9 protein-coding genes and 1 other annotated feature are annotated in these 12,410 nt (G+C 36.5%); of the genes, 7 read left to right on the top strand and 2 right to left on the bottom strand.

Annotation, left to right across the window (positions count from 1 at the left end; all coding sequences use genetic code 11):
* Positions 1-262: 262 nt before the first annotated feature.
* On the top strand, positions 263-1,948 hold the full coding sequence (locus tag MHH81_RS02485; protein WP_340917491.1) for a methyl-accepting chemotaxis protein: 1,686 nt from the start codon (positions 263-265) through the stop codon (positions 1,946-1,948).
* Positions 1,949-2,539: 591 nt separating this feature from the next.
* Here the strand turns inward: MHH81_RS02485 and argS are convergent.
* A complete protein-coding gene (argS, locus tag MHH81_RS02490) occupies positions 2,540-4,204 on the bottom strand; it encodes an arginine--tRNA ligase (protein WP_340917494.1) in 1,665 nt (554 codons plus the stop codon).
* Positions 4,205-4,248: 44 nt separating this feature from the next.
* Positions 4,249-4,447: a binding site (T-box leader), on the bottom strand.
* A gap of 109 nt (positions 4,448-4,556) precedes the next feature.
* Between argS and MHH81_RS02495 the strand changes: the two genes are divergently transcribed.
* On the top strand, positions 4,557-4,727 hold the full coding sequence (locus MHH81_RS02495; RefSeq protein ID WP_340917496.1) for a hypothetical protein: 171 nt from the start codon (positions 4,557-4,559) through the stop codon (positions 4,725-4,727).
* 168 nt (positions 4,728-4,895) lie between these two features.
* Here the strand turns inward: MHH81_RS02495 and MHH81_RS02500 are convergent, their stop codons facing one another.
* Positions 4,896-5,345, bottom strand: coding sequence for a hypothetical protein (locus MHH81_RS02500; RefSeq protein ID WP_340917498.1), 450 nt, complete (start codon positions 5,343-5,345; stop codon positions 4,896-4,898).
* Positions 5,346-5,727: 382 nt separating this feature from the next.
* On the opposite strand from MHH81_RS02500, the gene MHH81_RS02505 reads away from it, so the two are divergent.
* The 5 genes from MHH81_RS02505 (at position 5,728) to gsiC (ending at position 12,408) form a co-directional block, all read left to right on the top strand.
* Positions 5,728-7,125: a bifunctional metallophosphatase/5'-nucleotidase gene (locus MHH81_RS02505; protein WP_340917499.1), complete on the top strand. Its 1,398-nt coding sequence runs from the start codon at positions 5,728-5,730 to the stop codon at positions 7,123-7,125.
* Positions 7,122-8,186 carry a DmpA family aminopeptidase gene (locus MHH81_RS02510; protein WP_340917500.1) on the top strand — a complete coding sequence of 355 codons (1,065 nt, stop codon included), beginning with the start codon at positions 7,122-7,124 and terminating at the stop codon, positions 8,184-8,186. The genes MHH81_RS02505 and MHH81_RS02510 overlap by 4 nt, the downstream gene beginning before the upstream one ends.
* A gap of 595 nt (positions 8,187-8,781) precedes the next feature.
* The gene (locus MHH81_RS02515) at positions 8,782-9,819 is read left to right on the top strand and encodes an asparaginase (RefSeq protein WP_340917502.1); all 1,038 of its coding nucleotides are present in this window, start codon (positions 8,782-8,784) and stop codon (positions 9,817-9,819) included.
* 13 nt (positions 9,820-9,832) lie between these two features.
* Positions 9,833-11,422 (top strand): glutathione ABC transporter substrate-binding protein, encoded by a 1,590-nt coding sequence (locus tag MHH81_RS02520; RefSeq protein ID WP_340917504.1) that lies wholly within the window; start codon positions 9,833-9,835, stop codon positions 11,420-11,422.
* 65 nt (positions 11,423-11,487) lie between these two features.
* The gene (gene gsiC, locus MHH81_RS02525) at positions 11,488-12,408 is read left to right on the top strand and encodes a glutathione ABC transporter permease GsiC (RefSeq protein ID WP_340917507.1); all 921 of its coding nucleotides are present in this window, start codon (positions 11,488-11,490) and stop codon (positions 12,406-12,408) included.
* Positions 12,409-12,410 lie beyond the last annotated feature (2 nt).

A 12,410-nucleotide genomic window follows, 5' to 3' on the forward strand; every position in this document is an offset into this window, starting at 1 on the left:
CAAGTCGGGAAATTTCGACTTGACTGTTATTTAATTTTAATGACACTTTCATCACATCTAGAAATTTAGGTAATGGTGTAGAATTCGTTCAGTCCAAAGCAATCCAAAGCACCTATACAGAAAGTACCTAGTCTTTTATCACAAAATTAACAAGTAAATTAATCGTTAATTTTAGGCAATCAACCCGTGTGGTGGAACTATTTACTGTTTTTCTCTGTTATACTTTAGAATGAAAAAATTTCTAATGTTAAAGGAGAAAATTATGCGCATTAAAACAAGGCTTATTCTTGTTACTTCCATTTTAGTTTTATCAATTATTGTAGTTGGTGGATTTGCTATATGGAGTTTATCTCATACTGTTACGAAAAATAACGAGTTGAATAAGCTGATGGAAATGCAAACGGTAGCTAAACAAATTCAATATCGTCTTGCCGGTCTTTCTAATGACGAGAGAGCATTACTTCTTACAGGCGATAACACTTATGCCAAGCAAATGGAAGAAAAGTCAGCAGATATTAAAGAACAATTCGATAAATTAGGGGAGTTATCTAGCACATCTTCGGCTCAACAAATGATTAATGATATCAAGATAGATTACGAGCAATTTTGGAGCCAAAGTCAGCTAGTTATTCAAAATAGTACAATTAATCGAGCGAAGTCGGAAGAAATTCATTTTGGAGAAGAACGAAGAATTCGTAAAGAAGTATTAGATCCAGCTTTTGAGGGATTTATTGACCAATTAGATAAAAATACTGCAGAGACAAATGAAAGTTTGGAGTCTCAATCAAAATTAAGTCAAGGGATTCTAATAGGAATTTCTGTCGTAGCGGTAGTGTTTGGTCTAATATTAAGTTCTATCCTTCTGAAAGCCATATTAGTTCCTTTGCGCCAATTAAAAGAGCAAATGAATGATATAGCTAATGGCGACGGCGATTTGACTAAAATCATTCATGTGAAAAACAAAGATGAGTTGGGGGAAGTAGCCACTTCGTTTAACCAGTTCCTAACCTCTTTAAGAGAAATGATTAAGCAAATTAGTTTTTCATCAGGACAAACGGCAGCAACTTCGGAAGAATTTTTAGCTAGTGCAGAGCAATCAAAACTAACATCCAATCAAATTGCAGAGAATGTCCACAATGTCTCTGTAAGTATGAATGAACAATTGCAAATTTTGAGTGAAAGTACTACTGCCGTCGAGCAATCTCTGCACAGATTACAAAGCATGACACTTCATACAGCACAGGTATCTGAAGAGACGAGTGAAGTTAGTATTCAAGCAGATAACGGGGAAAAATCCGTTCGGGAAATTGTTTCTTCTATGGAAGTGATTCATCAATCCGTAGGTGAAACCGACAAAAATATTAATTCATTGGCTGCTGATGCAGTTAAAATCGGTGAGATTACAGCGATCATTAACGAGATTTCAGATCAGACCAATCTGCTAGCTTTAAATGCTGCAATTGAAGCAGCAAGAGCTGGAGAACATGGAAAAGGATTTGCTATTGTAGCCGAAGAGGTACGTAAATTAGCGGAACAATCAAGCCAATCAGCCAATCAAATTCGAACATTAATCACTCGTATTCAAGGGACGACAACTGAAACCGTCAATACCATAGAAGTGGTTAAAGCGAATGTGGATAGTGGAATTCACTTAACATCTGTTACTTCTGTCCAATTCAAGGAAATCATCCAATCTATCTCACAAGTATCTGGAAAAACACAAGAAATAGCTGCGTCAACAGAACAACTAACAACGGATTTCACGATGGTTGCACAAAAATATGAAGAAGTTTCTGGGCTATTCAAGGAGAACTCTGAAAGTACCCATGAAATTGCAGCAGCTACAGAGGAGCAATTAGCGTCCATGGAAGAAATTCAAACAGCTGCTCAATCGTTAACAACTATTTCTGATGCATTGAACGATATGGTGCATCGATTTAAAATTTAACTTTATCCAGCAGGGGTCCACAAACCCCAACTGAATATCGAGGAACTCTGGCTAAGATTGCCGCGTCTTGCGGCAACGCCTAAGTGACCAACATCCTGTCGGCCCAAAGCCTCCGGCGGATTCCACAGATTTTTATCGAGCAAGCTCGATAAAAATCTGGGCGCACTGTTTTCTGCGACGAGCTTGCGCAGGAGCAATAACTTCTGCGGAGCTGAACGAAGAAAAGCGGAAGCAAATACGCCGAGACGTATTTGATCTACAAAACTTCCTACTAGTCATTTAAACTAGTAGGAAGTTTTTTGGAAGTATATGCATTTACACAAGTGTTGATTAACCAAAAGTACCCAGTAAATTGCTTTTTAAAATGGTAATAACACACTAGGCATACTATGTATAGGTGCTTTTGGATTGCTTGGAACTGAACGAGTTTTACACCATTACCTGGATTTCTTGATGCGGAGGGATGCGACAAAGTCGCATCCCTCCGCATTTTTTTCGGTAATCGTGTTAATAACTTATAACGTTTGTCCCCGTGTAATCAGGTATGTCATCGATAAGAGCATAATAGTAAAATTGCTTCTCTTTAAAGTGTTACATTTCACTTGGTGCTTTAATTCCAAGCAAGCGTAATGCTTCTTCTAATACAATAACGACGGACTGGACAAGTGTAATGCGATAAGGTAACTGGCTTGAATCACTCACTACTTGAACATTTCCGTAAAAAGAGTTGAATGATTGTGCTAAATCAATCGCATATTTTGCTACTAAAGATGGATCAAACTCATCAGTCGCACGTTTAATAATGTTTGGAAATTGTTGTAGTGATTTAATGACTTCCCACTCATAATTATTCACGTCTGTAACTTCAAACATGTCAACTTCATGCACTTTTCTTAAAATAGAACATGCTCTTGCATAAGTATATTGGATATAAGGTCCCGTTTCTCCCTCAGTTTGGAGCATTTTTTTCAAGTCAAATTCGATGTCATGCTTCCGGTGTTGTTTTAAATCACTAAAGATGATTGCACCGACGCCTACTTCTTTTGCTACTTCTTTTTTATTAACTAATAAAGGATTTTTTTCTTCTATCGTTGTTTCAGCTAGTAGAATTGCCTCGTTCAACACTTCTTCTAATAAAATAATTTTTCCTTTCCGAGTGGATAATTTTTTTCCATCTTTCAATATCAATCCAAAAGGAACATGATGCATAGTTTCCGACCAATCATAGTCCATTTTATTCAATACAATCTTTAATTGCGAAAAATGTAAGCTTTGTTCATTTCCGACAACATACAAAGATTTTTCGAAATGATAGTTCTTTTTTCTATGAATGGCAGCTGTGATGTCTCTTGTCGCATATAAGGTCGCACCATCTGATTTTTTAATTAAACAAGGAGGCATGTTTTCGCCAACATCAACGACAAGTGCACCATCCGATTCAATTAGGAGATTTTTTTGTTGTAACTCTTCTACAATTGGATCCATTTTGTCATTATAATAAGCCTCGCCTTGAAAAGAATCAAAAGCTACGCCAAGTAGGTCATATATTTTTTGAAATTCTTTTAACGATTCTGTTCGAAAGCCTTCCCAAAGCTCCAAAGCTTCGGAATCACCGTCTTCTAACGATTTAAATGCGGCTCTTCCTTTGTCATTTAGCGTGTCATCAATTTCAGCTTCCTCATGAAAACGAATGTAAAGAGATAGTAATGATTGAATAGGAGCTGCTTGGACTTTCTTTTCATCGCCCCATAATCGATAAGCTACTAGCAATTTCCCAAATTGTGTACCCCAGTCACCTAGATGATTAATTTTAATCGGTTGGTATCCATTTTTTTCGTGTAATAAAGCAATGGAATTTCCAATAACAGTGGATCTTAAATGCCCCATAGAAAAGGGCTTTGCAATGTTTGGTGAGGACATATCAATTGTAACAACACCACCGCCCCCTACATTCGAAGAACCATATTGATTTCCTTCCTTGTAAATGGTATTCAATACAGATGTCGTAAATTTTGTTCGTTTCATGAAAATATTCACATAACCTCCAACTGCTTCTACTTTTTCAATGTTTTCGTCCTGGATACTAGTAGCGAGTTCTTGCGCGATTAAACTAGGTGACTTTCTTTGTTTTTTTGCAAATGAAAAGCAGGGGAGTGCATAGTCTCCTAAATGTGCATATGCAGGCACCTCAATCATATGCTCCTCGATTAATTCCGTAGTGAAATTTTGAAGAATGTTTAAAACAGTCTGCTTCATTTAAATTCCTCCCTAAAAATAAAAAAGCCCTCGTCTCATTATAAAAATGAGACGAAAGCTTGAACTTCCGCGGTACCACTCAATTTGCCTATTTTAGGCCACTTTCTCCATAACGGTGAGTCTCCGGCTTTATTATAAAAAGCATCTCTAAAGTGCGGTTCACAACTCTTCTTAACTAGGCTTACACCATCCCTAGCTCGCTTGATTTTCCGATGTTGTTACTCTCTTTATCTAAGATATTGTAATTGAATGTACCAAATAGAAAAGTTAATGTCAATTTCTATATAGAAGAAGCTGCAATTAATTTAGGTGCGACGCCACTTACGGTTACTATACGATTATTGGCCCTCTTATGCTTCCAGGTATTGCTGCAGGATCGATACTAGTTTTCATAACAGTCATTAAAGAAGCTAGTGTCTCTATTTTACTTGCACCACCGGAATGGTCACCTATGAGCTTGGCTATCTTTCATAATATTTTGCGTGCGGAGTATTATTCTGCTGCATCAAGAGTAAAGAAATAATGAGGGAAGATCTTGAACTGGGGATTCATGAAGCAACACATTGAGTTTTCCCATTCATTCATATTCAGAATTGTGTTGAAGTTGTCTTGGTGCCAGGCACTTGTAAAATAACTGTAATACTATTAAAAAAAACTACCTGAAAATGTATTGAACATTTTCAGGTAGTGATTAAATTGTAACTGCAGCTACAATATTAACTAATTTTGAAGTAGGCTTGTTGTTTTCCCGTGGCTGTTCTTGAATAATCCAGTTAATTGAAAGAAGTTGTTTCAAAGAAGAAAGCTGTTGCTCATCGATATCTAAAAAATCCATTCCGTTTTCGTGAAGCTGATAATCACGTTCAGCAATTTTATCGTACTTCAATTTCAATAAGTTTTTAAGCCCGTTCATAGTAATGAACTTCACTGAGTATCCGTCCAATAAAATTGACTTAAATTTAGTTTTGTCTTCTTTAAACAATGTGATAAGTGCACTGAATCTATTATTAGGATATTCATTTTCCCACGTTCTAAGATCATTTTGTTCTAGTTTTGTAAGAATATCATCATTTGAAACGCCATTGCTTCGTAGGGTTTCTATCAAAAAAGCATCCATCATTGAAATTTTGTTGTTCTCCATTCTCATAATCCCCCTAAAAAATTAAATACATGCTAAGTAATTATAACAAAAATTCTTAATTGTTCAGTTCTTTTTACAAGAATAATTAAAATACTTCGACTATGCATTTGCTTAATCGAAGTATTTTGGGTTACTTATTTTATATTCTTGAATTTCCACTTCTTTGATTTAGCGTCGTAGTAAGCACCTTCAACGGTAGGTTTCTTACCTTCTGTAACGATAATGAAGTGGTCTTCGAATCCTGTTGTAATTTGCTTCTGTTTAGTATCAAAGAAAGCAATATTTTTCAATTTCAGATTGTTGAAGTATTATTTACTCGATTTAATAGAATTGTCAGAACATGATATAATGAGAGCATTAAATAGAAGAATTTTCGGAGGTAATGATGAGATTAAAGATTCTACATACAAATGACGTACATAGTAATTTTGAAAACTTCGCAAAAGTTGCCACGCTGATCAAGCAACATAAAGATGAGGATACAATTATTCTGGATGGTGGAGATTTTGCCGACTTCAAAAGCATCGAGCTACAAGGTACAAGAGGATTAGCTGCGATTGAATTATTAGAAGCTATTAGTTATGATGCGCTTACTATAGGAAACAATGAAATGTTTAATGGTATTGAAACACTTGAGTATATGGCGGGTAAAAGTCCTTTTCCTTTCATTAGCAATAATTTATATAAAAAGAATAAAACAGAGATTAATGGTGTTTTCAAAAGCGCTATTCTAAATAAAAATGGGCTCCGAATCCTAATTACTGGATCCTCTCCTCATATGGGAGAATTTAATGATGGACTTGGAATTTATATGACGGATTATAAAGAAGCCATTATAGAAGAAATTAAACGAAATGAAGGGAAATACGATATTTGCCTCCTTTTGAGTCATGTTGGAACATTAGCGGATGAACCTCTTACTATCGATATCCCAGAAATTGATATCATTATTTCAGCACATGACCATAAACTATTTAACGAAGCAAAAGTGATAAATAATACGATTATGAATAGTGCAGGAAATTACGGAGAGCATTTAGGAATACTCGAACTTGAAATCAATGAGGGAGAAGTGAAGCTGCTCCATTCTACAACGATTTCCTCCATGGATGTGGAAAAAGATGAACAAATTCTATCTTTATTAAAAATAAATAAAGAAAAAGCAATTGAAGTATTGGGACAGCCGCTTTATCCACTTGCGCAATCGTTATGGCATGATGTGATAGAAGAAAATCCATTAACCAATTTAATCGCAGATGGATTGAAAGATATGCTCAACTGCGACATTGGTCTAATTAATAGCGGTATTTGCAATGCGGGTGTTTTTAACGAACTATCGAATAAAAAACTAATCGAAGTCTGTCCTTCTCCTTTAAACCCAACTTCTTTTGAAATGCAAGGGAAGTATATTAAACAAGCTTTGGAACAATCACTTGATGCACAAATCTGCTTAGCGGATGGACGTGGACCAGGGTTTAGAGGGAGGTTTGTAGGTCGATTACATGTCTCTGGAGCAAAAATCGAGCACGATGGGAAAAAAGTACATGCTGTTTATGTGAATGAACGAGTACTAGAAGATGAAACCTGGTATACAGTTGCTAGCTCTGATTATTTACAAAGAGGATCAGGATATGAAAGCCTTGCAAACAATCGAAATGAAAAGTATTTAGCAGAAGAAATCAAAGATGTTATTCGTGTATATGCAAATAAACCGGAATTTAACGAGCAAGCGTATATTAATAGATGGAAAGAATTTTCTAAAGTGGGGGAAGTATATTGAAGCAAACTGATCCAAAAAAAATTAGACAAAGAGGAATCATAATCGGTCGTCTTCCTGTCGGAAAAAAGAATTGTATAACAGATGTTGAAGGTGTAAAAGTAGGTCATGTTACGCTCGATAATCCTCTTGGTGAAGGGGAATATGCTTGCACCGGGGTTACTTCTATATTGCCACATGGGGATAATCTATTTCAGCAAAAAGTAGTAGGGGCAAGTTATGTATTAAATGGATTTGGTAAAACTACTGGACTTGTTCAAGTGGATGAACTAGGTTTGATTGAATCACCAATTATGCTGACAAATACGTTTGCAATTCCAGCAGTTACCCAGGGCACATTAGAATATATGCTTGAGGGCAATCCTGAGATAGGAGATACTACTGGAACGATTAATTTAGTAGTAGGTGAATGCAATGATAGTAGGTTAAACTCGATTCGCAAACTTCCAGTTCAGCCAAATGATGCGATAAAGTGCATTGAAAAAGCTTCATCAGACATATCTCCGGAAGGTGCAGTAGGAGCAGGCAAAGGAATGATTTGTTTTGGATACAAGGGTGGCATAGGATCTTCTTCACGCATTGTCCGGGAGGAAGAGAGTGGTGCTACCTATACAATAGGTTGTTTAGTTCTTAGTAATTTTGGGAGAAAAGAAGATTTTCAAAGTATTCTCTATAAAGTTGTGAAACAGAAAGAGGTTCCTACTTTTCCAAAGCCAGCAGACGGTTCCATTATCATTGTGTTGGCAACGGACGCTCCACTTAGTAGTAGACAGTTAAAGAGGCTGGCTAAAAGATGTGGTATAGGGCTTGGAAGAACGGGGAGCCATTTCAGTAATGGTAGCGGTGATATTGTTATTGCTTTTTCTACAGCTCAGAGGATTGCCCATTTTTCAGAGAAAAGTATGGAGACTAGAAAGCAACTGAGGGATGATCATGCAATTATGAATGACCTTTTCCTTGGAGCAGTGGAAGTGACAGAAGAAGCCATATTAAATTCATTGTCCCAAGCAGTTACTACAGTAGGTCGCATGGGAGAAGTAGCATATGCTTATCCATTTGAATGAAGTTCAAAAAAGTATTCTATTAGTTAAATAGATAGCCTTTTTGCATTTGGTCTTTGTAGTGTGGGATTCTGTCTCGGTTCTATGGCAAATGGTTGCGGTTTCGAGTGAAATGGTCTCGCTCACAACCAAATTGGTCTCGTTTAGCCATTTTCTAACTTAAAATCCCACAACGAGTGGAGTTATTATGCATCTAAAAGAGGTTGACCCACAAAGTTGTTTTAACAACCTTTGGGTCAACCTCTTTTCAAAAATGTTTACTTCATTTAAATTCTAACTTCAATTTTCCTTCTTCTAGTACTAGACTAGCATCAAATTTCTGTCCATTTTCAGCCTCCTTTAATAATAAATTGAGTACCTGGCACAAAAGTAATTGATATTCCCACCTTACATTTAATAATCTCCTAACACTATTTAACTCAATACACCCGATTAATTTAATTACACTATTTACAAATACTTTATACTACAAGCGCATTTTACACATTAGTCGAAATAACAAAATAATTTATAATATGCAGAAAATTTTAAAAAGTGTTGAAATAGGTTCTAATGTGGGTTATATTATTAGAAAATACAGATAACGGAGGATGGAGTAATGGATGCAGAACGTTTAGTTGATGTAATAAGGGGTGGAATTGTTGAAAGTGAACATTGGGGACACATTGCTGTAGTGAATAGTGAAGGTGAGCTAATTTACTCGAGTGGTGACCCTAACAGGGTAACATTTGCCCGCTCATCCATGAAACCATTACAGGCGATTCCCATTGTGGAAACAGGTGCAGCTGATTTTTATAAATTAAGTCCGGCGGATCTATCGTTAGCTTGTGCTTCACATAATGGAGAGGATCAGCATACCAATCGAGTGAGAACAATCTTGAAAACGCTTGATTTAACGACTGACAGTCTAAAGTGCGGGACTCATCCGCCAAGATGGCAAGAAAAATATGAGGAGTTAATGAAGTCTGGAAAAGAAGTTTCAGCCGAATATAATAATTGCTCTGGGAAACATAGTGGAATGTTGACGACAGCAAAATTTATGGAAGAGAGTTTAGAAGATTACTATAAGACAGATCATCCTGTTCAAAAAAGAATAATAGAAGTAATCAGTGATCTGTGTGAAATTCCAGTGGATGAGGTAGAAATTGGTATTGACGGGTGTGGAGTTCCTGTACACGGCATTCCATTGAAAAAACTAGCGTTAGGATTCGCTAAGTTAGCAAATCCATCAGCATTACCTGATAAACGAAAAACAGCGATTAAACGAATTACTTCTGCAATGATGGCAGAACCAGAGATGGTTGGAGGGACAGACCGCTTTTGTACTGATTTTATGAGGATAGAAGAAGGAAGAATGTTTGGAAAAGCTGGTGCTGAAGGAGTTTATTGCATAGGGGATATTGAAACAGGAATAGGCATTGCTTTAAAAATTGAAGACGGTAATGGCAGGGCTACTTCATCAGTTGCAGTTGAAGTTCTAAAACAACTTAATCTCTTAGATGAGAAACAAAGTGAACTATTACAAGATTATCACTACCCAAAATTGAAGAATGCAAGACAAGAAGTCATTGGCCAGTTACGACCATGTTTTACATTGGAAAATGTAAAACATATTTTATCATCAAAATATTCTTGAGGGGGAATAATGAATGAAAAAAGTACATCGTTTACTATCTTTACTTGTTTTGACAATGGTATTAGCTTTAGTTGGATGCTCTAGTGATTCAAGTGGACAAGATGATAAAGGGAAAGGTTCGGAAAAAGCAACAAAAGAAGGTAAAGATATTGTTATAGCAGTAGCGGACAATTTTACTGGAATGGATCCACATGATACTAATGACACTTTGTCAGGGTCGGCTCAAAAGACCATGCTTGAAGGGCTCGTTGGTTTTGATAAAGACATGAAAGTTATCCCGGTATTAGCAGAAGAGTATTCGGCAAATGACGCTGCTACGGAGTTTATATTTAAACTACGTCAAAACGTTAAATTTCATGATGGTACTCCATTTAATGCAGAAGCAGTAAAAATAAATTTTGATAGACTTGCAGATCCGGATAGTGGTTTAAAAAGACATAGTCTTTATAGTTTAATCGAAAAAACAGAAGTTATCAGCGAGTTTGAAGTCAAGTTTACTTTATCAGAGCCATTTGGGGCAATGATAAATACGTTTGCTCATCCTGCTGGACTAATTCATAGCCCAAAAGCATTAGAGGAGTTTGGGGATGAGGTTGCTAGAAATCCAGTTGGTACTGGACCATTTAAATTCGTCGAATGGAAACCTAGTGAAGGTTTAGAAGTTGTAAAGAACGAAGAGTATTGGCAAGAAGGGTTACCAAAAGTAGACTCTATCACTTTTAAACCTGTATCAGAAAATGGCTCAAGAATTGCTATGCTCCAAACAGGAGAGGCGGACTTTATCTTCCCAGTTCCAACTGAACAAGCGGATAGTATAAATGGCAAGAATGGTATTGAAGTAGAAAGTAAACCTTCTATTATTGTTCGATATATGGCTATGAATACATTAAAAGCACCATATGACAATATAAAAGTGAGAGAAGCATTAAACTATGCTATCAACAAAGAAGCTTTTATTAAAGTGGTAATGAATAATCACGGAAATATATTAGATTCAATTATTGCTCCTAATGTTCAGTATTATGAAAAACAAGACCTCTATTCATATGATGTGGAGAAAGCGAAAAGCTTGCTTAAAGAAGCTGGATACGAAAACGGTTTTAAAGCGAAGTTATGGGGCGGTAACAGTTCAAGTGCAATAAAGGCCATGGAATTCATTCAACAACAATTGGCGGCGGTTAATGTGGAAGTAGAAGTTGTTCCTATGGAATCAGGTACTTTATCAGACAAAATTTGGTCTGTACAAAATGCAGATGATGCTGAACTAGAGCTGTACTATGGCGGTTGGTCTCCATCAACAGGTGATGCTGATTGGGGAATTCGTCCACTGTTAGGCGGTGAAGAAGCATTCCCTCCGGCTTCTTATAATATCTCTTACTTTAACAATGAAGAAGTAAACGATCAGATTCAAGTAGCGTTACAAACTGCAGATTCCGAGAAACGTGCAGAAGCATATAAGGTAGCGCAAGAAAAGATTTGGAAAGATGCTCCTTGGGTTTTTCTATCTGCAGATAATACGATGGCTGGAAAGAAAAATTATTTAAAGGGAGTTTATCTGTTACCAGATGGTTCTCTAAGTGTTACAGATATTGAGATTGAGTAAAAAATACCGAATAGAGCGCTATATTTAAAATATAGCGCTCTATTTTTCACAAAGGGGTGGATAGATTGTTTGGTTTCCTTATAAAAAGAATACTCGAAATAATTCCGATATTGTTTTTAGTATCTATCTTTATTTTTCTATTTGTACATATGATACCGGGAGATCCGGCACGACTTGTTGCAGGTCCAGATGCAACCATTGAAGATGTTGAAATGGTAAGAAAAGAATTAGGTTTAGATAAGCCAATGATAGAGCAATACGTTTCTTATATAACAAACTTGTTCCAAGGAGATTTAGGAACATCGTTAAAGACTAATAGACCAGTGAGTGAAGAAATTGGTGAAAGATTTATGCCTACCTTCTGGTTAACTCTATGGAGTATGGTCTGGGCAGTTGCGATTGGGTTATTGATTGGAGTTATATCCGCAACTAAAAGAAATAAATGGCAAGATTATTTGGGGATGTTTGGTGCAGTATCTGGGTTATCCTTACCTTCCTTTTGGCTTGGTTTAATGCTTATTCAGCTATTTGCAGTTACATTAGGCTGGTTCCCTACGGGAGGGATTGAATCGTGGAAAAGTTATATTTTACCTGCATTCACCTTGGGAACAGGGGTTGCTGCAGTAGTAGCTCGTTTTACAAGATCCTCCCTTATGGATGTTTTGAAAGAGGATTATATTAGAACGGGAAGATCTAAAGGGCTTAGTGAACATAAAGTTACATGGGGCCATGGCCTACGGAATGCAATGATACCTGTTGTTACCATGACTGGTTTACAATTTGGCTTTCTCCTAGGTGGATCAGTAGTTATTGAGACAGTCTTTAGTTGGCCTGGTCTTGGGAAATTATTAATTGATTCAGTTGCATATCGTGACTACCCAGTAATCCAAGCGGAAATGCTCATCTTTGCTTTAGAATTCATATTAATAAATTTAATTGTTGATTTGTTGTACGGTATCTTAAATCCACAAATTCGTTATGAGTAAGG

The organism is Psychrobacillus sp. FSL H8-0484 (genome assembly GCF_038005325.1).
In the GTDB taxonomy this organism is placed as follows: Bacteria; Bacillota; Bacilli; order Bacillales_A; family Planococcaceae; genus Psychrobacillus.

Bases quoted from the DNA above. Each gene is read 5' to 3' on its own strand.
- MHH81_RS02485 (WP_340917491.1), top strand. From the start codon at position 263: ATGCGCATTAAAACAAGGCTTATTCTTGTTACTTCCATTTTAGTTTTA.
- argS (WP_340917494.1), bottom strand. From the start codon at position 4,204: ATGAAGCAGACTGTTTTAAACATTCTTCAAAATTTCACTACGGAATTA.
- MHH81_RS02495 (WP_340917496.1), top strand. From the start codon at position 4,557: ATGCTTCCAGGTATTGCTGCAGGATCGATACTAGTTTTCATAACAGTC.
- MHH81_RS02500 (WP_340917498.1), bottom strand. From the start codon at position 5,345: ATGGAGAACAACAAAATTTCAATGATGGATGCTTTTTTGATAGAAACC.
- MHH81_RS02505 (WP_340917499.1), top strand. From the start codon at position 5,728: ATGATGAGATTAAAGATTCTACATACAAATGACGTACATAGTAATTTT.
- MHH81_RS02515 (WP_340917502.1), top strand. From the start codon at position 8,782: ATGGATGCAGAACGTTTAGTTGATGTAATAAGGGGTGGAATTGTTGAA.
- MHH81_RS02520 (WP_340917504.1), top strand. From the start codon at position 9,833: ATGAAAAAAGTACATCGTTTACTATCTTTACTTGTTTTGACAATGGTA.